Consider the following 26,999-nt stretch of genomic DNA (forward strand, 5'->3'; position numbering starts at 1 on the left):
AACTCTATGAGCACAGCCGCCCTCTTCCGCTGGAACGGCGATGCGCTCGTCGAGCTCGATCACTGCGACCCCGCTGAGGACAGACTCGAGGCCGCGGATTCCCTGCTCGTCAGCGACGGCCTGGCCTTCGCGCCCGCCCTGCATCGTGCACGGTTTCTCGCCGCCGCCCATGCGCGCGGAGCCGGGCTGGACGGGTACTCGGATGCGTCGGCGGCGGCCGTGTGGAACGCCGCCGTCGCGCTGCTGCCCGCGACCGGCGACTGGTTCCCGCGCGTGGAGATCCTCTCCCACGACGGGACGGCGAGGTTCCAGTACCGCCACAGAAGCGCGCCGGACCGGACCAGATCCGTGCGCCTCATCACTCACCGGGGACCGGATTCGCGCACCGCACCCGCGGTCAAGGGCCCGGACCTCGACGCCCTGCTCGCGGCACGAACCGCTGCCCAGGGACACGGCGCCGACGACGTCGTCCTCCTGACTCCCGACGGCTACGTCATCGACGGTGGAACGAGCGCCATCGTGTGGTGGCGGGGCGACATCCTGTGCGGGCCTCCACCCGGCGCCGACGACGAGGCATTCGCCCGCGTGGACAGTGTGACGGCTGCCGGCCTGTTCACCCTCGCTGCCGCGCTCGGCGTGGAGACTCACCGTGAGCGCACGACCCCCGCCGAACTCGACGGCGCCGAGGTCTGGGCGCTCGGCGCCCTGCACGGCATCCGCATGGTGACGCACTGGGTCGACGGGCCGGAACTCGCAGAATTGCCGGGCAGAATCGGTGTGTGGCGCGACCGCCGCAGCGCCCTGCGCAAACCGATCGGAGAACACACCCCGTGAACGAGGCCCTCACCTGGATACTCGACGTGATCCAGAACGTCGACCCGATCGTACGGACTCTGCTCGCGGGGGTCGGGATGCTGCTGGAGACGTCGATCCTCATCGGACTCATCGTCCCCGGCGACACGATCGTGATCGTCGCGAGCACGGGCATCCAGGATGCGTTCCAGTACGTCGCGCTCGTCATCGCGGTCCTCGTGGGCTCCCTGACCGGCGAGTCGATCGGTTTCGCGCTCGGCAGGTTCTTCGGTCCGAAGATCCGCGGCAGTCGACTCGGGCAGCGCATCGGCTACGAGAACTGGATGCGAGCGGAGAACTACGTGGACAGGCGCGGAGGGATCGCCGTGTTCATCTCGCGCTTCCTGCCCGTGCTCCACTCACTCGTGCCCCTCACCGTCGGTATGAGCACGATGCGGTTCCGGAAGTTCCTCGTCTGGACCGTCCCCGCATGTCTTATTTGGGCAACCGCATACGCCTCGGTGGGGTGGGCCGCCGCGGGCACCTATCGGGAACTCTCCGGGCAGCTTCACTACGCCGGATACGTCTTCGCCGGCATCATCGCACTGTTCCTGCTCGTCGCTCTCGGCGTGCGGATGGCGCTCACCCGAAACCAGCGCAGGCACATGGAACTCCCGGGTGATGGCGATGCCAACACCCGGGAGGACCTTCCCTAGCCCTACAGAAGGCCCATCTTCGTCAGCCAGTCCTTCGCGACCTTCTCCGGGGACGGCTTCGAGTCGCCGGCGCTGATCTCATTGAGGTCCATGAGTTCCGCGGTCGTGAGCCTGTTCGACACCTGGTTCACGACGTTCGCAATGGCGACCGAGTACGAATCCTTGTTGAACAGCGGCACGACATTCTGCGCTGCGATCATGTTGAGCGGATCCTTCAACACGACGAGGTCGTTCTGCTTGATGGACGGGGTCGTCGTGTAGATGTCGGCGACCTGGATGTTTCCCTTGAGCAGGTCGCTCAACGTTCCCGGCCCGCCGTAGTCGTCGATCGCCTTGAACTTCCAGCCCGTGACGCCGTAGATCTTCTCCAGGCCGGAGCGGCCATACGACCGGCCCTCGAACTCGGTGTTCGCGCCGATCGTGATGTCCTTGGCGATCGGCTTGAGGTCTCCGATCGACTCGAGCTTGTTCGCCGCGGCGAACTCCTTCGTCACGACAAGCGCGTCGGAGTCCTCAGCCTGCGCGGCATCCGACACGACGAGACCCAGCGGTTCGAGGACTGCAGGAAGGGCGGCCATCACGTCGACGGTGGACGTCGCCGTGGCTTTGGGGTCTGCGCCGTAGAGGAGGTTGCCCGCGTAGTCCGGGATGAGGTCGATCGATCCGTCCTGGAGTGCGGGGATGAAAGTCTCCCGAGACCCGATGGATGGTGCGTAGTCGATCTTGTAACCCTTGGCCGCGAGCGCCTGGCCGTACAGCTGGGCGAGGATGTCACTCTCGGCGAAACCCTGCGACCCGATCGTGAGGGACCCGAGGTCGGCGCTTCCGTTGCCTCCCAGGGGGTCCCCCGAGGCGCACGCGGCGAGGCTCGCGGTGAGCCCCAGTGCTGCTATTCCGGCGATGATTCGCCGCTTCATGTGTTGTGGCATTCTTCTATCCTCCCGTGATGTGTGTCCCGGTACTGACTGCCGGCCGAAAGTTCCATCTCGACCGGTGTGTGGTGCGTGCTGACCCGCGGGACACACCGGGCGGGACAACAAGTTTCTGAACGAGCGCGAGCAGGCCATCCGCGGCGAGCGCGAGCGCTGCGACGAGGATCGCGCCGGCGAACGCGATCGTGTAGTCGTGGTAGGCGAGCCCCTCGATGAGGAACCGGCCGAGGCCGGTCAGCCCGACATAGCCTGCGATCGTCGCCGTCGCGATGATCTGGAGCGTTGCGGACCGGATGCCTCCGAGGATGAGCGGGAGGGCCAGGGGGATCTCGACCTTGCCGAGGATCTGCCACTCCGTCATCCCGATCGCGCGCGCAGAGTCGATGGTCTCCCGATTGACGGAGTCGAGGCCGGAGTATGCTCCGGCGATGATCGGCGGGATCGCCAGGACCGCCAGGACGAATACGAGCGGCCAGAGCCCGAGACCCGTGAACAGGATGATGAAGAGCAGGAGCCCGAACGTCGGCAGGGCGCGGAACGAACCGGTGAGCGCAATGACGAGGTTCTTCCCCTTTCCGGTGTGGCCGATGATGAGCCCGACGGGGATGCCGATCAGCAGTGCGACTCCCAGGCTCAGTCCCGTGTAGAGCAGGTGGTCGACGAGTCGGGGCAGGATGCCCTTCTCGCCCAACAGGTTGGCCGGGTCGACGATGAACGCGAGAGCTTCGAGGAACAGCACTATGCGGCTCCCCTCACCATGAGCGCGCGCGGTGAACGCCGTGGCCGGCGCGCCCACGGCATGAGTATGCGCCCGATCAGCACGAGAATCTGGTCGAAGACGACCGCGATGACGAGCGTGAACACGATGCCGATCATGATCTCGGTCGGAAAGTCGCGTTGGTACCCGTTGATGAAGAGGTAGCCGAGGGCGCCGTTGCCGACGAGCGCGCCGACGCTCAGCAGGCTCACTGTCGTGACGGAGACGACGCGAAGATTGGCCAGGAGCACGGGGCCCGCGAGGGGGAACTCGACCGTCCAGAATCGCGAGGCGGAGGAGAATCCGACCGCGTTCGCAGACTCGATGACATCCCTCGGCACCGACGCGAAGGCGTCCGCTGCACCGCGCACCATGATCGCGATGGCGTAGATGGTGAGGGCGACGACGACGTTGATCGGGTTCAGGATCTTGGTCCCGAGAACCGACGGCAGCGTGACGAAGAGGGCGAGGGAGGGGATGGTGAACAGGATGCCGAAGATCGTGAGCTGGATCGCGCGTGTCATGCGGAAGCGATTGGCAAGCCAACCGAGCGGGATGCAGGCTATGAAGCCACCGATGATCGGGATGACGCTCAATCGCACGTGTTCGAGCGAAAGGCCGAAAACCAGGTCACGGTTCTCCCATAGCCACTGCATCAGGCGTCGCCCGCCTGGTCCGTCTTGTTCGAGATGCTGCGGGATTTCGGACTGCTGCCGGCACCGGGGAGGACGCCTCCCGGCGCATCCACCACGCCGGCCGGATATCCGGCCCCGTCGATGAGCACGAGGTCGTCTCCGCGCGAATCCGCGGTCTCATCGACCATGAGGCGGCGTTTGCCGCGCGCGGAACCGACGAAGTCCGCGACGAACTCGTTGGCCGGGTTGGCGAGGATGTCGCTCGGCGCGCCCTGCTGCTCGATGTGGGCGCCGACCTGCAGGATGACGACCTGGTCACCCAGAAGGAACGCCTCGTCGATGTCGTGGGTCACGAACACGACCGTCTTGTCGAGGTCGCGCTGCAGCCGGATGAGCTCATGCTGAAGGTCGGCGCGCACGATCGGGTCCACCGCGCCGAACGGCTCGTCCATGAGCAGGATGTTGGGGTTCACCGCGAGCCCTCGCGCCACTCCGACCCTTTGCTGCTGGCCCCCGGAGAGCTGGCTGGGGTACCGATCAGCGAGGGAGCGGTCGAGGCCGACCGTGTCGAGCAGCTCGAGCGCCCTGGCGTGCGCCTCCTTCTTCGGCACACCGGTCAGGAGAGGAACCGTCGCGACGTTGTCGATGACCTTCCGATGCGGCAGGAGGCCCGAGTTCTGCATCACGTAGCCGATGCTGCGACGCAGGGAGACCGGGGGCATGGCGGCGATGCCATCGCCGTCGATGTCGACGTATCCGCTCGTCGGGTCGACCATCCGGTTGATCATGCGCAGGAGGGTCGTCTTCCCGCAACCCGACGAACCCACGAGCACCGTGGTCTTGCGCGATGGAATGAGGAGACTGAAATCATCGACCGCAAGTGTTCCGTCTGCGAATCTCTTGGAAACGCCGTGGAACTCGATCATGATGAATCTGGCCTATTCCGTCGTCCGTGTGTGGTGTCGAATCTCATCATCCTGGGGCAGGTGTGCACGGTAGGGAACACACGACCACACAGTCAAACACTATTCGGGGCCACCGGCATTCCCGATCGGTCAGATTCTCAGGCTGAGCGCCTCCTAGGCGGGCTCGCCCCAAACGCTCACGAGGTAGCTCCTGGCGACCCGGCGCGCCTCCGCGATGTACCGCGCGTCACCAGACCTGGAGAAGGCGAATGCCCGGGCGAGAAGGGAATCGACGATCGAGAAGAGCACCTCGAGCTGGAAGGCGAGCTCGTCGCCGTCCGGAAGGCCGTATCGGGAGACCAGGATCGGCGCGACCTGCGACGCGACCAGGCTGCTGCCCGTGCGTCCGTCCTCGCGCGGGCGAAGGTCCAGCACGTCGCCGAAGCGAAGCGCCGCGAACGCCGGTTCGTGGGCGAAGCTCTCCACCCCATCGTCGATGAGCGAATCGATGGCGCTCCACCAGTCGGCGTGCGGCTGGCCGGCGAACTTCGTCGCGAGGCGCTCCGAGAAGCGATCGACCGCGCGGGACGCCACACTCTGCAGGACCGCGATCCGGTCAGGGAAGTAGCGGTACACGGTGCCGATCGACGCTCCCGCGCGATCCGCGACCATGGCGGTCGTGAGGCGCTCGTAACCGACGTCGTCGATCGCGGCGGCGGCGGCATCGAGAAGGCTCGTGAGTCGAGCGGTGCTTCTCGCCTGGACAGGTTCATTGCGAAGAAGTGCTGTCGTTCCGGACACTGCGGGCTCCGTCTCATTCCTTGCCCCGCGACGGTCGTCTTGGTCGTGCGGAGATGGGATGAATCTTATCGCGCCCCCGCCACGGGGGCGCCATCCACCGGCAGGAATCCCCGCAATACACGGGTTTTTCTCAGGGTCACGGCACGCACACGCCGCCGCGTGCTCGCCGGACGGAGTCCGTGAAAGACTTGTCGCATGACCGGACCCGCGATGCCGTCCGACCACACAGAGTCGGAGGAACCGGTCACTCGCCTCCCCGCTCGGCTCGAAGACCGTTTTCACCGATTCCGCGAGAAGCGCGCACGGCGGCGTGGGCTCACACCGATCGTGATTCCGTACACCGGATACGGTTCCACCGAATGGCTCAGGGTGCTCGCGCGCGTGCTCCTGGCGCGCCCCGGAACCGAGGATGAGATCCGCTACAAGAAGATTCGCGGCTGGCGCAGCTTCACGAGCGTCCCGGTGGGTGACACCGCCGTCCATGTCGGCGTCGACGGCGTGGAGCATGCCGTGACGGCGGATCGCGGCGGTGTCATCGACGATGTCATCTCCGTGTCGCTCTCGCCAGGCTGGCACACCATCACGATGCGCACGGAGGGCTCCCACCCGGTCGAAGCACCGGTCTTCATCGTGGACCCGAAGGCGACGATCGGACTCATCTCCGACGTGGATGACACGGTCATGGTCACAGCGCTCCCCCGCCCGCTCCTCGCGGCCTGGAACACGTTCGTACTCGACGAGCACGCACGCACACCGGTCGCCGGCATGGCTGTGCTGTTCGAGAAGCTCGTGCGGGATCATCCGGGCTCCCCCGTCGTCTATCTCTCGACGGGCGCCTGGAACGTCGCGCCGACGCTCACCCGATTCCTGTCGCGGCACCTCTATCCACCCGGGCCGCTCCTGCTCACCGATTGGGGTCCGACGCATGACCGCTGGTTCCGGAGCGGGCGCGCCCACAAAGAGGAGAGCCTCCGCAGGCTCGTCGAAGAGTTCCCCGACCTGCGATGGATCCTCGTGGGCGACGACGGCCAGCACGACGAGGAACTGTACGCCTCGTTCGCGGCCGAGCATCCCCAGCGGGTCGCCGCCATCGCCATCCGTCAGCTTTCCGGCGGCGAGGCGGTGCTCGCGGGCGGACGATCACGGCCCGATGTCCACGGCGCCGACAACCCCGTTCCATGGGTTCGAGCGCCGGACGGTGCCGGGCTCGCCGATGAGCTGGCGAGGATCGATCTCCTCTGAACCACGCGTGCACTAGCGTTGGTTGTCGTTGTCGTTTGCGCGACGTGCGCATCCGAAGATCAAACCCCAGGAGTTTCCTTGATTGAACGCGGCCCCGTTGTGCGGCATGAACCGGCCGTCCGCTCGCTCGTCGTCTCCCGCGTCTCCACGCCGTCGCCGGGATTTCGTCGGCTGACGCTTGCCGGTGCAGATCTCGACGGATTCGCGAGCCTCGGAGCGACCGACCACGTGAAGGTCATCCTGCCCGACGGTGGCCGGCGCGACTACACCCCTCTGGGGTTCCGGGCTGCAACGGATGCCGGGCCGGCGGAGCTCGACCTCGACTTCTTCGTCCACGGCAATGGGGCCGCAGCAGCCTGGGCGTCCTCCGTCGCCGTCGGCGAGCCGGCCACCATTGCGGGTCCGCGTGGTTCGCACCTGCCTCCCGTGGGTGCCACTCGCTTCGTCCTCGTGGCGGACGAATCGAGTCTTCCGGCGCTGGCGCGGTGGGTCGACATCCTGCCCGCTGATGTCGAGATCCTCGGATTCGTCGAACTCGACAAGGATTCCGATGCCGCATACCTGAACCCCGACCAGGTACACCGGGCCAAGATCGTGTGGCTTCACAAGGCCGACGGGGTTCTGGAGCGTGCGATCCGCGGGCTCGGCCCGATCGATGACGACACCTTCGTGTGGGTCGCCGGCGAGGCGACGACGCTCATCCCCATCCGCCGTTACCTGCGCAGGGAACTCGGCCTGCCCGTCTCCCAGGTGAAAGTGGACGGCTATTGGAAGCGTGGGGAGGCCGGGCGCGATCACCACGCCCCGATCGACCCGTCCGATCCAGAGGACTGATCCGTTGACGAGCAAGGTACCCCCGACCATGCCGGAGGTACCCGCTCGTCGCTGAGATGTAACGGTGCTAGATGGTGCGACGCCCCGTGACCACTCGCGCCAGGAACACGATCACCGCGATGATCGCGAGGACGAGCCCGACCCAGAGAAGGAAGTTCAGCGACTGAACGAATCCTCCTGTCACCAGAAGAACGATGGCGACGATGGCGATGATTCCGAGTAGCAGATTCATGGTGTTGCTCCATTTCTGTCGCCCATCACACTATTACCGGATGACCCCCGAACAGGGGTCATCCAGTAAACGAACAGGCTCTGCACAGGAGGCACACTGGGTCCCGTGATCGCCCGTTCCGGCCACCGCGCCCCAACGAAATCGGGCCATGATGGAGTCATGCCGAAGGACCATTCGGAGACCAGGAGCATCGACGGGCACCGTCTCGACTTCACGAGCCTCGACAAGGTCATGTATCCGCAAGACGGAATGACGAAGGGCGAGGTCATCGAGTACTACCGCGCGATCGCGCCGGTGATGCTGCCCTACCTCGCCGGGCGCCCGGCGACGCGCAAGCAGTGGGTCAACGGGGTCGGAACCGCAGATGCCCCTGGTGAAGTGTTCTTCCACAAGAACCTCGATCGCGACGCGCCCTCCTGGATTCGCCGCAGGGCCATCCAGCACGCCGACCACTCGAATGACTACCCGCTCGTCGATGACGCGGCCACGCTGCTCTGGTTCGTGCAGCGTGGAACCCTCGAGTTCCATGTACCCCAGTGGCGGTTCGGCCCGCGCGGGGCGCAGCGCAACCCCGACCGGCTCGTGCTCGACCTCGACCCCGGGGATGGCGTCGGCCTCGCCGAGTGCGCCGATGTCGCCCGGCTCGCGCGGGAACGACTCGCCGCGCTCGGGTTCGACGCGCACCCGGTCACGAGCGGGAGCAAGGGCATCCACCTCTACGCCGCAGCGGACGGGAAGCGCACCTCCGAGCGATTGACCGCGGTGGCGAAGGAACTCGCGGACTCACTCGAGGCCGATCATCCTGACCGCATCGTCGCCACCCTCGTCAAAGAGAAGCGTCGAGGGAGGGTGTTCGTCGACTGGAACCAGAACCTCGCGTCGAGGACCACCGTCGCGCCGTATTCGCTGCGTGGGCGGCTGCGGCCGACCGTCGCCGCGCCGCGTACCTGGGACGAACTCGATTCACCGGACTTCACGCAGCTCGACTACCGCGACGTGCTCGAGCGCGTACGGCGCCAGGACGCCGGCCCGGCCGACCCGGCTGGGTAGCCCTCCAGCTTCACGGCATCCTTCTTCCAAGCCGCGAGCACGGGTTCGACGATGCGCCAGCACTCCTCGATCTCGTCCGCCCGTACGGAGAGGGTCGGGTCGCTGCCGAGGAGGCCCGACAACACCTCACCGTATGGGCCGAGCTCGCCGGATCCGAACTCCGTGCTCAGCACCACTCGGTCGATCGTGAACGGGTCACCCTGTCCATTGATGTTGAGGTCGAGGCTGATGTCGTCCGGACTCAGCGAGATCCGCAGCGCTGCCGGCCCGGGCTTGCCACGGAAGCCGACCGGCAGGTGCGGGACGTCCTTGAAGGTGACGATGATCTCCTTGCGAGCACGCTCGAGCGCCTTCCCTGAGCGCAGCGTGAACGGCACGCCGGCCCAGCGCCAGTTGTCGACGCCGAGTACGACCTCGGCGAGGGTCTCCGTGTGGTTCTTCGGATCGACACCCGGCTCCTTCACGTAGGAGGGCAACTTCCGGCCACCGATCGTCCCCGCCGTGTACCTGGCCCGCCGGCTCGAGCTCGCAGGATCTCCGCCCAGCACGCTCGTCGCCCGCAGCGCCTGCGCCATCGCCCCGCGCAGATCATCCGCATCGATACTCGACGGCGGCTCCATCGCGACCAGCGCCATGACGAGCAACAGGTGGCTCTGGATCATGTCGACGAGGGCGCCGGCGTGGTCGTAGTAGCCCGCCCTGCCCTCCAGGGCGAGCTTCTCGTCGAACACGACCTCCACGCTCGCGATGTTCTCGGCATTCCAGACCGGTTCGAGGATGCGGTTGGCGAACCGCAGGCCGAGCAGGTTGAGTACCGTCGATTTTCCGAGGAAGTGGTCGACCCGATGGATCTGCCGCTCCGGGATGAGCTTGACGAGCTGGCGGTTGAGTGCCACCGCGCTCTTCAGGTCGGTGCCGAACGGCTTCTCGAGCCCGAACACGGTACCCGCAGGCAGTTCGACCTTCGCGAGCGCCGTGCAGGCGGCGATGGTCACCCTGGGTGGCAGTGCGAAGTACAGCGCAGGAATGCCGGTGCACATCGCGATGATCCTGGTGAGGTCATCCGGATTCGTGACATCGGCCTTCACGTAGTCTGCCGTGGCGGCGAGGGCACGGGCTTTTGCTCCGGTCGCTCCGCCCGCCTCGAAGGATTTCGCTACTCGCGCGCGCCAGGCGCTCGTCGACATCGCATCCTGCCCGACCCCGATGAGGTGGAAGCCCGGATTTCGGCCCAGATCGACGAGTTGCCCCAGTCCGGGCAGGAGCAGCCGCCTGGTCAGATCGCCGCTGGCTCCGAAGATGACGAGAGTTCCGATTCCTTTGGACATCTGCCAAGGGTAACCCCCGATTCCGGTGACAAGATGGGACGATGCCACTGCATATCGAGGACTACGCGATGATCGGCGACTGCCACACCGCCGCCCTGGTGGGACGGAACGGCAGCATCGACTGGCTGTGCCTGCCGCGATTCGACTCAGCATCCACGTTCGGGGCGTTGCTCGGCACGGAGGAGCACGGGCGCTGGCTGCTCGCCCCCGTCGATGAGAATGCGACGAGCACGAGACGCTACGACGGGGACACCTTCACGCTCGTGACGACCTGGACGACTCCCGACGGCGAGGTGGAGGTCACCGAGTTGATGCCGCACGGCGATCGCCGGGCAGACCTCGTTCGCCGGGTGCGCGGAGTACGGGGCGTCGTCGACATGCACCAGGAACTGCGCATCCGATTCGGATACGCCGACGCGATGCCGTGGGTGCGCCAGGTGCCGGACAAGAAGGGCAATGCGCTCGTCGCGGTCGCCGGGCCGGATGCCGTGGTGGTGCGGGGTCCGAAGCTCACCTCCACCGACCACGCCCACGTGTCGAAGTTCACCGTGGGCGAAGGGGACACGGTCGACATCTCCATGACCTGGTACCCCTCGCACCGACCGGTCCCCGACCGCTACAGCGTGCAGAAGGGAATCCGCAGGACGAACCGCTGGTGGAGCGACTGGCTGTCTGCCAGTGACGTCAAGAAGGACAGCCCGTACCGCGACGAGGTCGTCCGCTCCCTGCTCATCCTCCGCGCGCTCACCCACGAGGACACGGGCGGCATCGCGGCCGCGGCGACCACGAGCCTCCCGGAGCAGTGGGGAGGAGTGCGCAACTGGGACTACCGATTCGTGTGGCTGCGCGACGCATCCGCGACCTTCGAAGTGCTCGTGAGTCGTGGGTTCAGCTCCCAGGCCGAGAGCTGGCGCAACTGGTTGCTGCGGGCCATCGCCGGGGATCCGTCCGACGTGCAGATCATGTACGGTCTCGGCGGAGAGCGAGAACTCACCGAGCTCACGATCGACAGCCTGCCGGGCTACGAAGGCGCGGGGCCCGTCCGAAAGGGCAACGGGGCGTTCACTCAGTACCAGGGAGACATCTTCGGAGAAACGATGCTGGCGCTCCAGAAGGCGCGGGAAGCCGGCGCGAAGGAAGACCGGTTCTCCTGGCCGCTCCAGCGAGCGCTCCTCACGTTCGTCGAAGAGAACTGGGAGCGCGAGGACCACGGCATGTGGGAGATGCGCGGTCCGACGCAGAACTTCACCCACTCCCGGGCCATGCTCTGGGCTGCGCTCGACTGCGGCGTGCGGGCGGTGCGCCACCACGACCTCGATGGGCCCGCCGACCGGTGGGAGCAGCTGCGGGACCGCATCCGGGACGACATCGAGGCGAATGGCTTCGACCGGAAGCGCAACACCTATGTCCAGTACTACGGAAGCGAACACGTCGATGCCACACTGCTTCAGCTCGCGCAGATCGGCTACATCGGCCACAACGACCCGCGAATGCTGGGGACCGTCGCCGCCATCGAGGAAGAACTCCTCGAAGGCGGCCTCCTGCTTCGCTATCGGACAGAGCACAGCAACGACAACCTGCCCGCCGGGGAACACCCGTTCCTCGCGTGCTCCTTCTGGCTCGTCGAGCAGTATGCGTTGAGCCACCGGCTCTCGGATGCGATCACCCTCATGGATCGCCTCGTGGGATTCTGCAACGATGTCGGCATGCTCTCCGAGGAGTTCGACACCGAGCAGAACCGCCACGTGGGCAACACACCACAGGCCCTGTCCCATCTCGGGCTCGTGCGCGCGGCCGGCGCCATCGAATTCGCACAGAACAACGGCTCGAAGGGCAGACTCGCGTCGGTCAGCGAAGGCACTTCCGGTCCGTGAAGGCCGCCGACCGGGCCGTCGTTCGCGAGCGGCTGTCGTCCCAGTGGATCTCCCGCAGTCCGGCCACGAGCGCCAGGGATGTCGTCCAGTGGATGACGGCGATGCAGGGGCAGGATCTCGCGAGCGTCCTCTGGTCGATCGGCGTGCGGTGGCCGGGCTCGATCGCGGCTGACATCGAGCGCGCGTTCTCCGACGGGGCCATCGTGCGGTCGTGGCCGATGCGCGGGACGCTGCACGTCGTCGTCGCGCAGGATCTCCCGTGGATGCTCGGCCTGACGAGCGCCCGGATGCTGCAGCGCTCCGCCGCACGTGGCAGGGCCCTGGGCATCACCGACCGGCACCTCGGCGCGGCGCGCGATGCGGCATCCGGCACCCTGGGAGGCGGGCTGGAACTCGGCCGCGAGGACCTCTATCGCGCGTTCGAGAGTGCAGGGATCGACACGACCGGGCAGCGCGGGTATCACCTTCTCTGGAACCTCGCGCAGAATGCCGTCATCTGCCTCGGGCCGTGGGTGAACGGCCGGCAGGCGTTCGTCCTCGTCGATGAGTGGATCGGCACGGGCCGCGCTCTCGACCGCGACGAGGCACTGGCAGAATTCGCCCTCCGGTACTTCTCCAGCCACGGTCCGGCGACGATCCGTGATTTCGCCTGGTGGTCATCCCTCACTCTCGCCGACGCGCGTGCGGGGACGGCGATCGCAGCGGGTGACCTCGAACGCAGAACTGACGGCGACGACGAGTACTTCCTCGCCCCGGATAGTGCCGGGCTGCGCCGCGACCGCGTGAGACTGCTGCCCGGATTCGACGAGTTCCTTCTCGGATACCAGAGGCGGTCGCCGCAACTCGCGCCCCATCACGCAGAACGTGTCGTGCCCGGCGGAAACGGGGTCTTCCTGTCGACGATCGTGGATGACGGGAACGTCGTCGGGACGTGGACCCGGACCACGTCTGCCGGCCGAGTTTCGCTCGCAACTCAACGCTTTTCGCCGGGAAGCTCCCGGTTGGACGACGGAATCACGCGTGCAGGGGGCGAATTCGCACGATTTCTCGGGCTGACGCTCGCCCGTCGCGCTTGACCCCCCTCCCGGCGTGCGGTACGGTTTCAGTTGCACAACCGAGGGTCTCCCGTTGACACGACGATGTGCACAGCTTCCGTTACCCGAGCGGAAGCCTTCCTTACCCCCGGAAGGAACAACCGGCGATGTTTGCTGAGTTGAGCGTGCCCGCCCCGACGGCCACCGTCCCAGTCTCCCTCATGGTGATGCTCGGCATCGCCGTGATCGCCCTCGTGAGCATCGGCGTCGTCGTGCGCCGGTTGCGATCGCGCGGGACCCTCAACCTCTCGAACGCGTCGACGAGTGCGGCAGCGGCGTCCTTCGTCCTCGCTGCTGCACTCCTCGGGAGTGTTTCCGTCGGCGCGCCGGAACCGGCTGCAGCCGTGCCCCACTCGCCGGCGGTGGTTGCGCCGACCGATGACGGCTACCAGCCCATCCCGATCGAGGGACTCGAGGGATACCAACTCCCCACGAAGTAGGCGGTGCCCGCCGTCACTCCGGCATCGGCAACCAGGTGAGGCTTGCGAAGTCCTCCGGTCCCAGTTCGAACCGTTCGAAATTCGTGGCGATGTTGGCTCGAAGCTCGGTGCGCTGCGCGTCCTCCCGCACAAGGACGAGGAGTCCGTCCTGGCCGCCCCGCTCATGAGTCATGCGGATGACGATGACCGTCGACTCCGCATCCGAACCACCGAGCGTCCAGCGGCTCATCGGCCCGAGCATCCGGCTCTTCGACGTGAACCGTCCGTGGGCGAAGCGATTGGTGACGGTGATCGTGCGTTCCTTGCCGTCGCTCGCCACGAACGTCTGCTCCTCCAGGAGCACGAGCGGCTCGCTCCCGGCCACGGTGAACCGGAGGTGCGGCTCGCGGCGGCTGCCGTCGACCCACGACGCGATATTGCTCGCGCCGATCGACCAGGAGCCCTCGAGCACCCTGGCGATCTCCGCCTGATCCAGCGTGATCCCCATACGCCAACGGTAACCCCCGAGTCTGGGCGTACTGTGATGCCATGCGGGCAGTCACCATCACGATTTCAGACGGCGAGAACACCCTCGAGCAGAGCGAGGTTCCCGAGCCGGTGGCCCATCGCGGCGAGGTCGTCGTGTCCGTCGCCGGCGCCGGGGTGAACCGGGCAGACATCCACCAGCGCGACGGGAATTATCCGCCGCCGGCCGGTGCGCCCGAGTGGCCGGGACTCGAGGTGTCCGGCACGGTGCTGTCACTCGGCGCGGGCGTCGAGGATGTCTCGGTGGGCGATCGTGTGTGCGCCCTGCTGCCCGGGGGCGGCTATGCCGAGCGGGCTGCCGTGTCTGCGGGGATGCTTCTTCCCGTGCCGGACGACATGGACCTCGTCGATGCCGCAGCGCTTCCGGAGGCGATCGCGACGGTGTGGTCCACGGTGTTCATGAGTGCTGGGCTCCGCTCTGGCGAAGTGCTGCTCGTCCACGGCGGCTCCGGCGGGATCGGGACGATGGCCATCCAGCTCGCGCGAGCGATCGGATGCCGCATCGCAGTGACCGCCGGGTCGCCGGAGAAGCTGGACGCGTGCCGCGCGCTCGGCGCGGACATCCTCATCGACTACCGCCACGACGACTTCGTCGAGACGATTCGGACCGCAACCGACGGCCGCGGCGCCGACGTCATCCTCGACGCGATCGGCGGAGACTATCTCGATCGGAACGTCCGGTCGCTCGCCCCACACGGGCGCATCGAGCTCATCGGCAACCAGAGCGGGGGCCGCGGGGAACTGAACATCGGTCGCCTCATGTCGACGTGGGGGACGATTCGGGCGAGCACGCTGCGCGCGCGCACGCTCGCCGACAAGGAGCGCATCATCGCCAGTGTCTTCACCAACGCGTGGCCGCTTGTGCTCTCCGGACAGGTGAGGCCGGTCGTCGACCGCCGATTCGGCTTCGACCAGGCGAATGAGGCGCACGCGGTGATGGAGTCGAGCGGTCACATCGGCAAGCTGCTGCTCGTGCCCTAGCCGCTGACGACTCCGCCGTGGCTACGATGTGGGGATGCCCATCGACCGGCAGCATCCGGCGCTCGCCCTCGCCTTCGCACTCGCCCGTTCGACGCATCCGGGGCCGACGCTCGCGGTCACCCTCGTCACCGTTCTGCTCGGCGCCGGCGCGGGACTCGAGCCGTGGCGACTGATCGTCCTCGGTGCAGCGATGCTGATGGGCCAGACCTCGGTGGGGCTCTCCAACGACTGGCTGGATGCCGACCGTGACCGTGCGGCGGGTCGCACCGACAAACCGGTGGCCAGGGGGGATGTCGGTGGGTCGGTCGTGCGCGGAACCGCCTTCGCGACAGTCCTGCTGGCCATTGCGCTCACCCTCCCGCTCGGCATTCCGGCGACGATCGCCCACGCGCTGTTCATCGCCGCAGGCTGGGGCTACAACCTCTGGTTCAAGTTCAGCGCGCTGTCCGTGCTCCCCTACGTCGTCGGTTTCGGCGCGCTTCCCGCGATCGTGACGCTCGCACTTCCGTCCCCCGCGCTGCCCGCGCCCTGGGCACTGGCCGCTGGGGCGCTCCTCGGCGTTTCTGCGCACTTCGCGAACGCGCTGCCGGACCTCGATGCTGATCGGGAGACCGGCGTCGTGGGGCTTCCGCACCGGTTCGGGGTGCGAGCATCCGCGATCGTGACGTTCGCGGCGCTCGCTGCAGCATCCGGTCTCGTCGTCTTCGGGCCCGGGATGGCGCACCCGGTCGGGTGGGTCGCCCTTGGCCTCGAGTCGATGATCGCGGTCACGGGTGGCGTCCTCGCCATCACGCGATCGCCCGCGCGACCGCTCTTCCGCCTCGTGATCCTTGGTGCCCTGGTGGCCGTGGCCGCGCTCGTGCTCTCCGGTTCGTCGCTCGTGCGCTGATCACGGGTAGACGCCACGGATGACGTGCGCCTCGACGACCCGCTGCACCGCGAGCGTCGTCGCGGCTCCGCGCAGTGAGAGCTTCCGCGCCTTCGCGTAATCGTGCACCCTGGCCCAGGCGCCGAGCATCCGCTCCTCGAGTCGCGACTCGACCTCGTCCTCGCGCCACCAGTACGCCTGGTTGGCCTGCACCCACTCGAAGTAGCTCACGATGACACCACCGGCGTTCGCGAGAATATCCGGCACGACGATGCATCCCTTCGCCTCGAGGATCGCATCTGCGGACGGTGTGGTCGGCCCGTTCGCCCCCTCGACGATGATCTTCGCCTTGATGTTCGGAGCGTTCAGCTCATGGATGACACCCTCGACGGCGGCCGGGATGAGCAGGTCGACCTCGAGCTCGAGCAGGGCATGCCCGTCGAGCGCCTCTGCGCCGGAGAACCCGACGACACTTCCGGTCTCGTCGACGTGGGCGCCGAGCTTCTCGATGTCGATACCGGCGGCGTTGAAAAGTCCGCCGTATTCGTCGCTCACGGCGACGACTTTCAGACCCGCCTCGAAGGCGAACTGCGCCGCCCCACGGCCCACTTTCCCGAACCCCTGCACGGCCGCGGTCGACCGGGTCGGGTCGATCCCGTTGTCGCGCAGCGCCGCGAGCGCGATGTGCACGACACCCTCGGACGTGGAGGTGGCCCGCCCGAGCGAACCGCCGATGCTGATGGGCTTGCCGGTGACAACCGCCGGGATCGAGTAGCCCTTGTTCATGGAGTAGGTGTCCATCATCCAGGCCATGGTCTGCTCGCTCGTGCCGACATCCGGTGCCGGGATGTCCGTCTCCGGCCCGATGATCGGCATGATCTCGCTCGTGTAGCGGCGCGTGACCCGTTCGAGCTCGCGCTGCGAGTACTCTCTTGGGTCGATCGTGACTCCGCCCTTCGCACCGCCGTACGGGACGTCGAGCAGGGCGCACTTCCAGGTCATCCACATCGCGAGCGCACGCACCTCGTCGAGATGCACGTTCGGGCTGTAGCGCAGACCACCCTTCGCGGGGCCGCGCGCGACGTTGTGCTGCACCCGGTAACCGGTGAGCACCTCGATGCTGTCGTCGTCGCGGCGCAGCGGGATGGAGACCGTGAGTTCGCGCGTCGCGTTGGCGAGGATCGCGTACATGCCCGGGTCGCAGCCGAGCAGGTCGGTCGCCTCCTTCAGCCTCGTGCGGGCGTCCTCGAGCGGGGTGGAAACGGGATCGGCCACGGTGACTCCTTCGTCAACTGGTTCGGTGCTGGTGAGACCCAGTCCAGCGTGCCATGAAAGCCATGCACCTTTACTGTTCCACAGCCACGTTTTCCGCCAACTCCTCCTCCGCCTTCGCAGGATTCTGGATGCCGATCGCAGAAATCACACCGCCCACGATGAGGAGGGCGGCGCACACGATGAGTCCTCGATGTATCCCATCGACGTCGAGGCGCTCGACGACGATGATGCCGAGCATCGCGACCGCGACGAGCCCGGCCACGCGGGCGACCGCATTGTTGATCGCCGAGCCGATCCCGGACTGCTTCTCGCTGATCGAACCGAGGATGGCCGACGTGAGCGGCGCGACCGTGATCGACAGGCCGAGCCCGAACAGCAGGATGCCGGGCAGCAGTTGCCACCAGTAGTTCACGTCGGCCGTGACGCTCAGCATGAGCAGGTGGCCGATGCCGGCAAGGATCGGCCCGACCGCCATGAACAGCCGGGGACCGAACCGGCCGGAGAGGCCCCCGAAGATACGCGACAGAAGCATGAGGATGATGGTGACCGGCAGGACGGCGATTCCGGCGAGGGTCGCCGGCCACCCACCGGTCTGCTGGAGGAAGACCACGATGATGAGGCTCGACATCCCGAGCGCACCGTAGATGAACAGGGTTGCGACGTTGCCGACGGCAAAGTTCCGCACCCGAAACAGGCTGAGCGGCATCATGGGCTGTTTCGCCGTCGCCTGCCGCCACAGGAACGCGACGAAGGCGAGAACGCCGACGGCCATCGGCAGCCAGATGATCGGGCTCGCCCATCCGTAATTGCCCTGCTCGATGAGCGCGAACACGGGAGCGCCGATTCCCACGATGGCGAGCACAGCCCCGGCGAAGTCGATCCTCGTGCTGTGGTCGCGCTCACCCCTCTGCTCGATGCGCGCCAGTAGAACGAGGGTCACCGCGATCGGCAGGAGGTTGATCGCGAAGACGAGCCGCCAGGAGACCATGTCGACGAAGAGCCCTCCGACGACCGGCCCGGCGATGAACGCGGCGCTCGTCCACGCCGTCCACGCGCCGATCGCCTTCGCCTGCGCGACCCCGCGGAACGCCGACATGATGATCGCGAGCGAGCTCGGGACGAGCAGAGCACCGGCGATACCCTGCAGCCCGCGACTCACGATGAGGATCTCGACGTTCGGCGCGAGCGCGCACAGGAGCGAGGTGAGGCCGAACCCCCACAGACCCACCCGGATGATGAGAACGCGGCCGTAGACGTCCGAGAGCGAGCCGGCGACGAGGATGAGCGCGCCGAGCGTGATGAGGTAGGCGTCCACGACCCACTGCTGGGTGGAGAGTCCTCCGCCGAGCTCGCTGCTGATGGCCGGGAGGGCGACGTTGACGACGGAGCCGTCGAGGAAGGCGACGAACGAGGCGAGGATCGCGACCGCAAGGACGAGGCGCTGCTGACTGGTCATGGTCACAGTAAACACCCAGCGGCGGACCCCGCGCCGATCAGAGCTCGCCGACGGCGGTGATGCGGATGACGGCGATGCCCTGCTCGGCCGACTCGGTGAGGTCGACGATGGCGCTCATCCCCCAGTCGTGATCGCCGGCGGGGTCGGCGAAGATCTGGCGCACGACCCACTCGGTGGGCCGCTTGTCGATCATGAGCATGGCCGCGCTGCGGGCGTCGGCATCGGTGCCGATGTGGTCGTGGACGGCGTAGTACGCGTCGAGCGCCTCGCCCCAGCGGACGGCGTCGAAACCGGATGCGGCATCCAGCTCGCCGAGGGAGTCCGCGTCGTCGAGGGCGGCGAGCTGCACACGGCGGAACAGCTCGTTGCGCACGAGCACCCGGAACGCGCGCTCGTTCGTGACGACCGACGGCGGTGGCGGAGGGACGACGGGCACGTCGTCGGGCGCCGCATCGGGGTGGCTGAGCTCCTCCCACTCCTCGAGCAGGCTCGAGTCGACCTGCCGCACGAGCTCGCCGAGCCACTCCACGAGATCCCGGATGTCGTCGGTCTTCGCCGACTCCGGGATGGTCTGGCGCACGGCCCGGAACGCGTCGGACAGGTAGCGCAGCAGCAGACCCTCCGATCGGCCGAGCGAGTAGAAGCCGACGTATTCGTTGAATGTCATCGCCCGCTCGTACAGGTCGCGCACGACCGATTTGGGCCTCAGCTCGAAGTCGGCCGCCCAGGGCTGCGAGGCGCGATAGGTGGCGAAGGCGGCATCCAGGAGCTCCTCGAGCGGCTTCGGGTGGGTGATCGCCTCGAGCAGCTCCATACGCTCCTCGTACTCGATGCCCTCCGCCTTCATCGCGGCGACGGCCTCACCGCGCGCGCGGTGCTCGTGTGCGGAGAGCACCGGGCGCGGGTCCTCCAGGGTCGCCTCGATGACGGAGATCGTGTCGAGAGCGTACGTCGGCGACTCCGGGTCGAGCAGGTCGATGACCGCGAGCGCAAAGGGTGAGAGCGGCTGGTTGAGGGCGAAGTTGGGTTGGAGGTCGACGGTGAGGCGGATGGTGTTGCCGTCCTGCTCCACGATGCCGGCCGTGCGCAGCGTGCGGTACATCGACAGCGCCTGCCGCGCGAGCTCGAGCTGCCGCGCCCTGGGTTCGTGGTTGTCCTCGACGAGCGCGCGCACCTCCGCGAAGGCGTCTCCGCCGCGCCCGATGACGTTGAGCAGCATCGCGTGGCTCATCCGCATGCTCGAGACGAGCCGTTCGGGCTCGGCCGCGACGAGCCGGCTGAAGCTCGGCTCGCCCCACGACACGAAACCCTCCGGCGGTTTCTTGCGCACGACCCGTTTGAGCTTCTTCGGGTCGTCTCCGGCCCTCGCCACGAGGCGCGCGTTCTCGACCTCATGCTCAGGCGCCTGCACGACCACCGTTCCCGCGGTGTCGAACCCGGCGCGACCGGCGCGACCGGCGATCTGGTGGAATTCGCGCGCGTTGAGCTGTCGCATCCGGATGCCGTCGTACTTCGTGAGCGCCGTGAGCACGACCGTGCGGATGGGCACGTTGATGCCCACGCCGAGCGTGTCGGTGCCACAGATGACCCGCAGCAGGCCGCGCTGGGCGAGTTGCTCGACGAGCCGGCGGTACTTGGGCAGCATCCCTGCGTGGTGCACGCCGATCCCCGAGCGGATGAGCCGCGACAGTGTCTGGCCGAATTTCGTCGTGAACCGGAAGTCGCCGATGAGGTCGGCGATCGCATCCCGCTGCTCGCGATCGACGATCCTTACGCTCGTGAGCGCCTGGGCGCGCTCGAGCGCAGCGGCCTGCGAGAAGTGCACGATGTAGATGGGGGCCTGGCCGGTCGATAGGAGCTCTTCGACCGTCTCGTGGATGGGTGTCGTCGCGTAGTAGTAGTGCAACGGCACGGGCCGGTCGACGCCGGTCACGGATGCCGTGGGCCGCCCGGTGCGCGCGGTCAGGTCTCTCGCGAGCCAGTCGACATCGCCGAGCGTCGCCGACATGAGCAGGAACTGGGCATGCGGCATCCGCAGAAGGGGCACCTGCCACGCCCAACCGCGCTCCGGATCGGCGTAGAAGTGGAACTCGTCCATGACGACGACATCGACCGGGCTGTCCTCGCCATGGCGCAGCGAAAGGTTCGCGAGGATCTCCTCGGTGCAGCAGATGATGGGCGCATCCGGGTTGACGCTCGAGTCGCCGGTGACCATGCCGACCCGCTCCGCGCCGAAGATGTCGACGAGCGCGAAGAACTTCTCGGACACGAGCGCCTTGATGGGCGCGGTATAGAAGCTGCGCCTGCCCGCGGCGAGGGCGGCGAAGTGCGCGGCGATCGCGACGAGCGACTTCCCCGTGCCGGTCGGGGTGCTCAGGATGACGTTGGCCCCCGTGACGAGCTCCATGACGGCCTCGTCCTGCGCGGGATAGAGCGTGAAACCCTCGGCGGATGCCCACGCCACGAATTCGGAATACACGAGATCCGGGTCTGCGGTCTCCGGAATCATCACCCCTTAACCGTCGCACACCACCGGCGGCCGCGCGGAGCGACTTATGCTGGGTGAATGCGTCAGCAGCCCGCGAGCGCCCATCCGGTATCGAAGACGACGACCCGAAGGGCACGCATGCGGGCCGCCTTCGCCGGTATCGCCTCTGTGGCCGCCGGCCTCGGGGCGGCAGAGCTCGTCGCCTTCGTGGTCTCCCCGGGCGCGAGCCCACTCTTCTCGGCCGGCTCGCTCGTGATCGACCTGTCTCCTCAGTGGCTCAAGGAGCGGGTCATCGGCCTTGTCGGCACAGCGGACAAGGTGGTCATCATCGCCTCGGTCGTGCTCCTCGTGGCGGTTCTCGCCGCCGTGGCCGGTCTTCTCGAACGATCACGACCGCCGTGGGGCCGGGTGCTCGTTGCCGCCGTGGGTGGGCTCGCGCTCGTCGCCGCCACCACGAGGGCGGATGCCGGCATCGCCTCTGCCATCCCCTCTGCCGTGGCGATCGCCGTGGGGATCATCGTGCTGGTGAGCCTGTCCCGCCGCGCCTCGGCTGCGGAATCCGCGGTGGGCGCGCGTGAGCAGGGCATGGCCCGGCGCACCTTCCTCGTGGCGAGCGGCCTCGCCGCGGGGGCCGGCATCCTCGCCGCCGTCGGCGGACGCATCGCCGCATCCGGTGTCCAGGCGGTCAACGCGGCGCGCAGGATGTTCACCCTCCCCACGCCTGCCGTGGCCGTGGCGCCCATACCGCCCGGCGCGTCACTGTCCGTGCCGGGCCTCTCACCCCTCGTCACTCCCAGCAGCGACTTCTATCGCATCGACACCGCACTCCTTGTCCCGTCGATCGATCCCGCGAACTGGACGCTCAGGATCACCGGGATGGTCGACCGAGAGGTCACCCTCACCTTCGACGAGCTCCTCGCCCTCCCGCTCGAGGAGAGCTACACGACGCTCGCCTGCGTATCCAACTACGTCGGGGGCGACCTCATCGGCAATGCTCTGTGGCTCGGCTATCCGATCCGCCACCTGCTGGCTCAGGCGGGGCCGGCATCCGGTGCCGACATGGTGCTGTCGCGCAGCGTCGACGGCTTCACGGCCGGCACGCCGATCGAAGCCCTCACCGACGACCGCAACGCCATCCTCGCCGTCGCCATGAACGGCGCACCACTTCCCGCCGAGCACGGTTTTCCCGTGCGCATGGTCGTTCCGGGACTCTACGGCTATGTGTCGGCGACCAAGTGGGTCACCGAACTGAAGGTCACGACCTACGCGAAGGACTCCGCCTACTGGACGGACAGGGGCTGGAGCGCGCACGGACCCGTGAAGCTCTCTTCCCGCATCGACACCCCGCGCGAGTCGAGGCGGGTCGCAGCGGGCCGGGTCATCGTGGCCGGCGTCGCGTGGTCGCAGCACGTGGGCATCTCGCGCGTCGAGGTGCAGGTCGACGATGGCGCATGGTCGGATGCCGATCTCGCCGACGCCATCTCCTCGGACACCTGGTGCCAGTGGTCGTTCCCGTGGGATGCCTCGCAGGGTCGACACAAGCTCACCGTGCGGGCGACGGATTCCAACGGCCGACTTCAGACGTCCGCGTACGCGGATGTCGTCCCCGACGGGGCGACAGGGCTGCACACGATCCTCGTCGACGTCGGCTGACCCGGCGCCAGCGACGACCCGGTCAGGACTCGCGGGAGGCGGCGACCCTGGCGTACACCCCGAGCACGTAGTCCCAGAACCCCGGCACGTCGAGTCTCACGGGCACGAGGGCGTTCGGGATGCTCGAGCGGAAGTCGGTCACGGTCATCCCGGCCGTCCATTCCCCTGCGGTCTCGACCTCGACGCGGGCGGGCACGCTCGTGAAGAGGTCCGGCCGGGCCAGATAGGCGACGGCGCACACGTCGTGCACAGCCTGGCCGCCCCAATCCGGGTCCTGCGGGTCGTTCCAGAACGTGGCGAGCGGTACGACGAGATCGCGGCCGAGCGGGCCGAGTGCGAGCATCCGTCCTTTGACCGTGTCGGTCACGAGGGCCTGCAGCGTGAGGTCCAGCCCGACCATGACCACCTGCCAGTCGGCCGCGAACACCTCGGCGGCGGCCTCCGGGTCTGCGTAGATGTTGAACTCGGCGGCCGGCGTCGTGTTCCCGCGCGTGAACGACCCGCCCATGATCGTGAAGGATGCCGCCCATTCTGCGACTCGCGGCTCTGCACGCAGCGCGAGCGCGATGTTCGTCATCGGGCCGGTCGCCACGAGGTGGATCTCCCCTGGAGCGTCCCGCAGTGTCTCGACGATGAGCTCGACCGCACCGCGGGCATCGAGTGGCAGCGCCGCCTTCGGCAGGATGACGTCGCCGATTCCACCCACGCCGTGCACCTCGGCGGCGTTCTTCGTCTCCCGCACGAGCGGGCCGGCGGCGCCCGAGGCGACCGGGACATCCGGGAAACCCAGGTATTCGCGCAGCTCGAGCGCGTTGCGGGTCGTGTTCTCGAGCACGACGTTGCCGCCGACGGTCGTGACCGCGACGAGCTCCAGGTCAGGGTCTCCGTGGGCGAGCAGGATGGCGAGGGCGTCATCCAGCCCGGGGTCGCAGTCGAGCAGAAGTCTCTTCACCGTCATGCCTCAAGCCTAGATGCGGTGTCGCGTCGTCCTACCCCGACGCTACAGTTGTGGCATGACGATACGTCGCTCCGATAACCCGTGACCGCTGTCGTCATCCTCGCCCTCCTCGCGAGCCTGCTCTACGGAGCCTCGGACTTCCTCGGCGCGCTCACCGCCCGACGCCTCACGGTGATCACCGCAAGCACCGCCATCTACCTCACCGCGGCCGTTGTCGCCGCACTCGCATTGGTGCTGTTCCCCTGGGTCTACAGCGACGAGGCTCTCTGGGCCGGCTCCATTGCGGGGCTCTTCGCGATCGTCGGGATGGTGACCTTCTACGCTGCCCTCGCGATCGGTCCGATGAGCCTGCTCGCTCCGCTCATCGCGCTCATCCAGACCGCGGTGCCGGTCATCGTCGCCGCCGTCACCGGGCAGAGCCTGCACCTCGTCGCCTGGATCGCCGTCGTGCTCGCTCTTGTTGCCACGACCCTGATCTCCATCCCGGCCGGTGTCCAGACCCCGGGAAGCAGGATCGAGCGCATCACGCCCCGGGGCGGGATGCTCGCGCTCGTCTCGGGAGTCACCCTCGGGCTCTCGGTCGTCTCCCTCGATACCGCACCGATAGAGTCAGGCGTCTTCCCGGCATTCCTCGACATCGCGGTGGGCTTCGTCGTGCTGCTGCCGCTGCTGGCGGTGCGGAGGCTCCGCACGGGCGATGGCTGGTTGAAGGGCGAGGCGGATGCCGCCCCCCAGGCCGAGCTCTCGGATGCCGGACCGGCGGGTGCACGCATCTGGATCACGAGCGCGGTCGCCGGGGCCCTGCTCGGGATCGGCAACATCCTGCTCGTCATCGCCCTGCACAGCGGGAACCTCGCGGTCGTCGCCGTGCTCATGGGCCTCTACCCGGTGGGGACGGTCATCCTCGCCCGACTCGTGCTCAAGGAACGCATGTCGCTCGTGCAGTTCTTCGGTGTCGCCCTCGCAATCACGGCCGCCATCCTGCTCGGGACGTCTTAGCCGCGGCGCTCCCGGCAGGCAGTCGTAGGATCTCCGCATGGATACCAGCAATCAGCTCGAAGAACTCTCCTTCACCGTATCCGGGCGCGTCGCCCGACCCAGCGCGGAGGTCTATGAGGCCGTCGCCGATCCTGTCCGACTGTCGAAGTACTTCACGACCGGCGGAGCACACGGTCGCCTCGAGGCCGGCGCCGAGGTCACCTGGGACTTCCACGACTTCCCGGGCGCCTTCCCCGTCACGGTGCTCGAAGCGGATCCGCCGCGACGCATCGTCATCCAGTGGGGCGGGAGCGAGACGACGACTGAGAAGGGTACGACCACGGCGACCTTCGAATTCGAACCGCTCGACGGCGACACCCGCACGCTCGTGACGATCACCGAGGCCTCGTGGAAGCCGACAGCTGCCGGTGCGAAGAACGCGTTCGGCAATTGCGCCGGCTGGTCGGGGATGCTCGCTGCGCTCAAGGTCTGGCTCGAACACGGCATCAACCTCCGGGACGGGTTCTACCAGTAGTCAACCGCGCGGGCCGGCGCATTCACCGCCGTCGACGGATGTCGCGGCAACGGCCGCCGGATGCCTGCGCCGGTAGAATCGTGCGGTGACGGTAGAGAATCGGGGAGCGGACGACGCTTCTGCCGGCGACCCCGTCGGCGCCACCGTGTCGGGCATCGTCACGGCCGGTTCCCAGCCGGCCGGCATCGACCCGTCCGACCTCGACACCGTGCTGCGCGTGCTCGCCGCGATGGACCGGCTCGACGAGGAGCATCCGGATTTCGTGGCCGTGCGGCAGGCGACCGCCAGGATGTTCAAGGCCGTCAAGAAGAACCGCCGGCTCGAGAAGCGCGCCGAGATCGCCGAAGCCGACCGCGCCGTCGTCGCTGCCACGGCGACCGGGGCCCCGGACCGCATCGATGACGAGACCCGCGGCATCCCGCTCGCGACGCGCGTCGCCGCGCCCACCGCCGGAGAGCTGCTCAAACCGCGCGCGTGCTACATCTGCAAGCAGCAGTACACCCGGGTCGACGCGTTCTACCACCAGCTCTGCCCGGAGTGCGCCGCCTTCAGCCACGCCAAACGCGACGCCCGCACCGACCTCACCGGTCGCCGCGCCCTGCTCACCGGAGGGCGCGCGAAGATCGGCATGCACATCGCGCTGCGCCTGCTGCGCGACGGCGCACACACGACCATCACCACCCGGTTCCCACGCGACGCCGTACGCCGCTTCTCGAGTCTTCCGGATGCCTCCGACTGGCTGCACCGGCTGCGCGTCGTGGGCATCGACCTGCGCGACCCCGCCCAGGTTCTCGGGCTCGCCGACTCCGTCGCGGAGGCCGGCCCCCTCGATATCCTCATCAACAACGCCGCCCAGACCGTGCGCCGCTCCCCCGGTGCCTATGCGCCGCTTGCCGCCGCCGAACTCGAGCCCCTGCCCGACGGGCCTCTCCCCGAGTTGCTCACCTTCGGGCACACGAACGATGCGCACCCGCAGGCCCTCGCCGCCTCGGTCGCGGCGCATCCGCTGCTCGCCCGAACCGCGGGAGTCACCGCCGAGGAGCTGGCCGAGCTCGCCATGACCGCGGGCTCGTCCTCGCTCGAGCGGATGGCGGCCGGCACGGCGATCGACGCCGGAGGCCTCGTCCCCGACGAGCTGCACATCAACAGCTGGACCCAGCACGTGCAGGAGGTCGATCCGCTCGAGCTGCTCGAGGTGCAGCTCGCGAACACGACGGCGCCCTTCCTGCTCATCAGCCGGCTGCGTCCGGCCATGGCGGCGAGCACCGCGCGGCGCACGTACGTGGTCAACGTCTCGGCCATGGAGGGCCAGTTCGCCCGCCGCTATAAGGGCCCGGGCCATCCGCACACCAACATGGCCAAAGCGGCGCTCAACATGCTCACCCGCACGAGCGCGGGCGAGATGCTCGAGACGGACGGCATCCTCATGACCGCGGTCGACACCGGCTGGATCACCGACGAGCGCCCGCACCACACCAAGGTGCGCCTCGCCGAAGAGGGCTTCCACGCCCCGCTCGACCTCGTCGATGGCGCCGCGAGGGTGTACGACCCGATCGTGCGCGGCGAGGCGGGCGAGGATGTCTACGGGGTCTTCCTGAAGGACTACCGGCCCGCCGCCTGGTGAGCATCGCCGTCGACGGTGGTCGCTGC

At 67.8% G+C, this 26,999-nt stretch carries 26 protein-coding genes; 14 read left to right on the forward strand and 12 right to left on the reverse strand.

The genetic code is table 11. From position 1 onward, the window contains the following. Positions 1-6: 6 nt before the first annotated feature. Together BKA04_RS02530 and BKA04_RS02535 are read left to right on the forward strand one after the other, a co-directional pair. Positions 7-834, forward strand: a complete 828-nt coding sequence (locus tag BKA04_RS02530) for an aminotransferase class IV (protein WP_104095001.1) — start codon at positions 7-9, stop codon at positions 832-834. Continuing rightward, the gene (locus BKA04_RS02535) at positions 831-1,508 is read left to right on the forward strand and encodes a DedA family protein (RefSeq protein ID WP_104095002.1); all 678 of its coding nucleotides are present in this window, start codon (positions 831-833) and stop codon (positions 1,506-1,508) included. The genes BKA04_RS02530 and BKA04_RS02535 overlap by 4 nt, the downstream gene beginning before the upstream one ends. Positions 1,509-1,510: 2 nt before the next feature. On the opposite strand, the gene BKA04_RS02540 is transcribed toward BKA04_RS02535, so the two are convergent. From BKA04_RS02540 to BKA04_RS02560, 5 genes are all read right to left on the reverse strand, one after another. Continuing rightward, positions 1,511-2,437 (reverse strand): ABC transporter substrate-binding protein, encoded by a 927-nt coding sequence (locus BKA04_RS02540; protein ID WP_104095003.1) that lies wholly within the window; start codon positions 2,435-2,437, stop codon positions 1,511-1,513. Positions 2,438-2,441: 4 nt separating this feature from the next. Continuing rightward, positions 2,442-3,236: an ABC transporter permease gene (locus tag BKA04_RS02545; RefSeq protein ID WP_232841942.1), complete on the reverse strand. Its 795-nt coding sequence runs from the start codon at positions 3,234-3,236 to the stop codon at positions 2,442-2,444. Beyond that, positions 3,179-3,721, reverse strand: a complete 543-nt coding sequence (locus BKA04_RS02550; RefSeq protein ID WP_333473426.1) for an ABC transporter permease — start codon at positions 3,719-3,721, stop codon at positions 3,179-3,181. Before BKA04_RS02550 ends, BKA04_RS02545 begins: the two co-directional genes overlap by 58 nt. A gap of 131 nt (positions 3,722-3,852) precedes the next feature. Then, complete coding sequence (locus tag BKA04_RS02555; protein WP_104095005.1) at positions 3,853-4,758, reverse strand: ABC transporter ATP-binding protein; 906 nt, start codon at positions 4,756-4,758, stop codon at positions 3,853-3,855. 153 nt (positions 4,759-4,911) lie between these two features. Then, positions 4,912-5,538 (reverse strand): TetR/AcrR family transcriptional regulator, encoded by a 627-nt coding sequence (locus BKA04_RS02560; protein ID WP_167309646.1) that lies wholly within the window; start codon positions 5,536-5,538, stop codon positions 4,912-4,914. A gap of 195 nt (positions 5,539-5,733) precedes the next feature. On the opposite strand from BKA04_RS02560, the gene BKA04_RS02565 reads away from it, so the two are divergent. Both BKA04_RS02565 and BKA04_RS02570 read left to right on the forward strand, forming a co-directional pair. Continuing rightward, positions 5,734-6,780, forward strand: a complete 1,047-nt coding sequence (locus tag BKA04_RS02565) for an App1 family protein (RefSeq protein ID WP_104095006.1) — start codon at positions 5,734-5,736, stop codon at positions 6,778-6,780. A 78-nt stretch (positions 6,781-6,858) separates the two neighbouring features. Then, positions 6,859-7,614: a siderophore-interacting protein gene (locus tag BKA04_RS02570; protein ID WP_104095007.1), complete on the forward strand. Its 756-nt coding sequence runs from the start codon at positions 6,859-6,861 to the stop codon at positions 7,612-7,614. 67 nt (positions 7,615-7,681) lie between these two features. Here the strand turns inward: BKA04_RS02570 and BKA04_RS02575 are convergent, their stop codons facing one another. Continuing rightward, a complete protein-coding gene (locus BKA04_RS02575; RefSeq protein WP_146065757.1) occupies positions 7,682-7,846 on the reverse strand; it encodes a DUF2207 domain-containing protein in 165 nt (54 codons plus the stop codon). Between the two features lie 159 nt (positions 7,847-8,005). On the opposite strand from BKA04_RS02575, the gene ligD reads away from it, so the two are divergent. Continuing rightward, positions 8,006-8,896 carry a non-homologous end-joining DNA ligase gene (ligD, locus tag BKA04_RS02580; RefSeq protein ID WP_104095008.1) on the forward strand — a complete coding sequence of 297 codons (891 nt, stop codon included), beginning with the start codon at positions 8,006-8,008 and terminating at the stop codon, positions 8,894-8,896. Here ligD and BKA04_RS02585 read toward each other — a convergent pair. Then, positions 8,833-10,224, reverse strand: coding sequence for a glucose-6-phosphate dehydrogenase (locus BKA04_RS02585; RefSeq protein WP_104095009.1), 1,392 nt, complete (start codon positions 10,222-10,224; stop codon positions 8,833-8,835). The genes ligD and BKA04_RS02585 overlap by 64 nt on opposite strands. Before the next feature lie 41 nt (positions 10,225-10,265). Here BKA04_RS02585 and BKA04_RS02590 point away from each other — a divergent pair, with 41 nt between their 5' ends. From BKA04_RS02590 to BKA04_RS02600, 3 genes are all read left to right on the forward strand, one after another. Beyond that, a complete protein-coding gene (locus BKA04_RS02590) occupies positions 10,266-12,098 on the forward strand; it encodes a glycoside hydrolase family 15 protein (protein WP_104095010.1) in 1,833 nt (610 codons plus the stop codon). Further along, on the forward strand, positions 12,095-13,174 hold the full coding sequence (locus BKA04_RS02595) for a winged helix DNA-binding domain-containing protein (RefSeq protein WP_104095011.1): 1,080 nt from the start codon (positions 12,095-12,097) through the stop codon (positions 13,172-13,174). The genes BKA04_RS02590 and BKA04_RS02595 overlap by 4 nt, the downstream gene beginning before the upstream one ends. Before the next feature lie 143 nt (positions 13,175-13,317). Beyond that, positions 13,318-13,632, forward strand: coding sequence for a hypothetical protein (locus BKA04_RS02600; protein WP_167309647.1), 315 nt, complete (start codon positions 13,318-13,320; stop codon positions 13,630-13,632). A 13-nt stretch (positions 13,633-13,645) separates the two neighbouring features. On the opposite strand, the gene BKA04_RS02605 is transcribed toward BKA04_RS02600, so the two are convergent. Then, a complete protein-coding gene (locus BKA04_RS02605) occupies positions 13,646-14,119 on the reverse strand; it encodes a hypothetical protein (RefSeq protein WP_104095013.1) in 474 nt (157 codons plus the stop codon). Positions 14,120-14,160: 41 nt separating this feature from the next. On the opposite strand from BKA04_RS02605, the gene BKA04_RS02610 reads away from it, so the two are divergent. Together BKA04_RS02610 and BKA04_RS02615 are read left to right on the forward strand one after the other, a co-directional pair. Beyond that, positions 14,161-15,138 carry an NAD(P)H-quinone oxidoreductase gene (locus BKA04_RS02610; RefSeq protein ID WP_104095014.1) on the forward strand — a complete coding sequence of 326 codons (978 nt, stop codon included), beginning with the start codon at positions 14,161-14,163 and terminating at the stop codon, positions 15,136-15,138. Positions 15,139-15,172: 34 nt separating this feature from the next. Further along, positions 15,173-16,027 carry a UbiA family prenyltransferase gene (locus BKA04_RS02615; protein ID WP_104095015.1) on the forward strand — a complete coding sequence of 285 codons (855 nt, stop codon included), beginning with the start codon at positions 15,173-15,175 and terminating at the stop codon, positions 16,025-16,027. Here the strand turns inward: BKA04_RS02615 and BKA04_RS02620 are convergent, their stop codons facing one another. The 3 genes from BKA04_RS02620 to BKA04_RS02630 all read right to left on the reverse strand — a co-directional run bounded on the left by BKA04_RS02620 (position 16,028) and on the right by BKA04_RS02630 (position 21,246). After that, positions 16,028-17,281 carry a Glu/Leu/Phe/Val family dehydrogenase gene (locus BKA04_RS02620; protein ID WP_232841943.1) on the reverse strand — a complete coding sequence of 418 codons (1,254 nt, stop codon included), beginning with the start codon at positions 17,279-17,281 and terminating at the stop codon, positions 16,028-16,030. It abuts the gene before it with no gap. Between the two features lie 70 nt (positions 17,282-17,351). Beyond that, a complete protein-coding gene (locus BKA04_RS02625) occupies positions 17,352-18,737 on the reverse strand; it encodes an MFS transporter (RefSeq protein ID WP_104095016.1) in 1,386 nt (461 codons plus the stop codon). A 37-nt stretch (positions 18,738-18,774) separates the two neighbouring features. Then, on the reverse strand, positions 18,775-21,246 hold the full coding sequence (locus BKA04_RS02630) for a DEAD/DEAH box helicase (protein WP_104095017.1): 2,472 nt from the start codon (positions 21,244-21,246) through the stop codon (positions 18,775-18,777). Positions 21,247-21,303: 57 nt separating this feature from the next. On the opposite strand from BKA04_RS02630, the gene BKA04_RS02635 reads away from it, so the two are divergent. After that, complete coding sequence (locus BKA04_RS02635; protein WP_174719809.1) at positions 21,304-22,878, forward strand: molybdopterin-dependent oxidoreductase; 1,575 nt, start codon at positions 21,304-21,306, stop codon at positions 22,876-22,878. 22 nt (positions 22,879-22,900) lie between these two features. Here BKA04_RS02635 and BKA04_RS02640 read toward each other — a convergent pair whose 3' ends face one another. After that, a complete protein-coding gene (locus BKA04_RS02640) occupies positions 22,901-23,836 on the reverse strand; it encodes a nucleoside hydrolase (protein ID WP_104095019.1) in 936 nt (311 codons plus the stop codon). Positions 23,837-23,917: 81 nt separating this feature from the next. On the opposite strand from BKA04_RS02640, the gene BKA04_RS12215 reads away from it, so the two are divergent. The 3 genes from BKA04_RS12215 (at position 23,918) to BKA04_RS02655 (ending at position 26,973) form a co-directional block, all read left to right on the forward strand. Beyond that, on the forward strand, positions 23,918-24,835 hold the full coding sequence (locus tag BKA04_RS12215) for an EamA family transporter (protein ID WP_104095020.1): 918 nt from the start codon (positions 23,918-23,920) through the stop codon (positions 24,833-24,835). Positions 24,836-24,872: 37 nt separating this feature from the next. After that, a complete protein-coding gene (locus BKA04_RS02650; RefSeq protein WP_104095021.1) occupies positions 24,873-25,349 on the forward strand; it encodes an SRPBCC domain-containing protein in 477 nt (158 codons plus the stop codon). Positions 25,350-25,494: 145 nt separating this feature from the next. Then, positions 25,495-26,973 (forward strand): SDR family NAD(P)-dependent oxidoreductase, encoded by a 1,479-nt coding sequence (locus tag BKA04_RS02655; RefSeq protein ID WP_104096593.1) that lies wholly within the window; start codon positions 25,495-25,497, stop codon positions 26,971-26,973. The last annotated feature ends 26 nt before the right edge of the window (positions 26,974-26,999 follow it).

The sequence above is a fragment of the Terrimesophilobacter mesophilus genome, assembly GCF_014200375.1.
Lineage (GTDB): Bacteria > Actinomycetota > Actinomycetes > Actinomycetales > Microbacteriaceae > Terrimesophilobacter > Terrimesophilobacter mesophilus.

Excerpts from the sequence above, each read along its gene's own strand:
- ligD (WP_104095008.1), top strand. The coding sequence starts at position 8,006 with ATGCCGAAGGACCATTCGGAGACCAGGAGCATCGACGGGCACCGTCTC.
- BKA04_RS02555 (WP_104095005.1), bottom strand. The coding sequence starts at position 4,758 with ATGATCGAGTTCCACGGCGTTTCCAAGAGATTCGCAGACGGAACACTT.
- BKA04_RS02530 (WP_104095001.1), top strand. The coding sequence starts at position 7 with ATGAGCACAGCCGCCCTCTTCCGCTGGAACGGCGATGCGCTCGTCGAG.
- BKA04_RS02650 (WP_104095021.1), top strand. The coding sequence starts at position 24,873 with ATGGATACCAGCAATCAGCTCGAAGAACTCTCCTTCACCGTATCCGGG.
- BKA04_RS02605 (WP_104095013.1), bottom strand. The coding sequence starts at position 14,119 with ATGGGGATCACGCTGGATCAGGCGGAGATCGCCAGGGTGCTCGAGGGC.
- BKA04_RS02615 (WP_104095015.1), top strand. The coding sequence starts at position 15,173 with ATGCCCATCGACCGGCAGCATCCGGCGCTCGCCCTCGCCTTCGCACTC.
- BKA04_RS02585 (WP_104095009.1), bottom strand. The coding sequence starts at position 10,224 with ATGTCCAAAGGAATCGGAACTCTCGTCATCTTCGGAGCCAGCGGCGAT.
- BKA04_RS02625 (WP_104095016.1), bottom strand. The coding sequence starts at position 18,737 with ATGACCAGTCAGCAGCGCCTCGTCCTTGCGGTCGCGATCCTCGCCTCG.
- BKA04_RS02630 (WP_104095017.1), bottom strand. The coding sequence starts at position 21,246 with ATGATTCCGGAGACCGCAGACCCGGATCTCGTGTATTCCGAATTCGTG.
- BKA04_RS02565 (WP_104095006.1), top strand. The coding sequence starts at position 5,734 with ATGACCGGACCCGCGATGCCGTCCGACCACACAGAGTCGGAGGAACCG.
- BKA04_RS02540 (WP_104095003.1), bottom strand. The coding sequence starts at position 2,437 with ATGCCACAACACATGAAGCGGCGAATCATCGCCGGAATAGCAGCACTG.
- BKA04_RS02610 (WP_104095014.1), top strand. The coding sequence starts at position 14,161 with ATGCGGGCAGTCACCATCACGATTTCAGACGGCGAGAACACCCTCGAG.
- BKA04_RS02635 (WP_174719809.1), top strand. The coding sequence starts at position 21,304 with ATGCGTCAGCAGCCCGCGAGCGCCCATCCGGTATCGAAGACGACGACC.
- BKA04_RS02640 (WP_104095019.1), bottom strand. The coding sequence starts at position 23,836 with ATGACGGTGAAGAGACTTCTGCTCGACTGCGACCCCGGGCTGGATGAC.
- BKA04_RS02550 (WP_333473426.1), bottom strand. The coding sequence starts at position 3,721 with ATGACACGCGCGATCCAGCTCACGATCTTCGGCATCCTGTTCACCATC.
- BKA04_RS02575 (WP_146065757.1), bottom strand. The coding sequence starts at position 7,846 with ATGAATCTGCTACTCGGAATCATCGCCATCGTCGCCATCGTTCTTCTG.
- BKA04_RS02590 (WP_104095010.1), top strand. The coding sequence starts at position 10,266 with ATGCCACTGCATATCGAGGACTACGCGATGATCGGCGACTGCCACACC.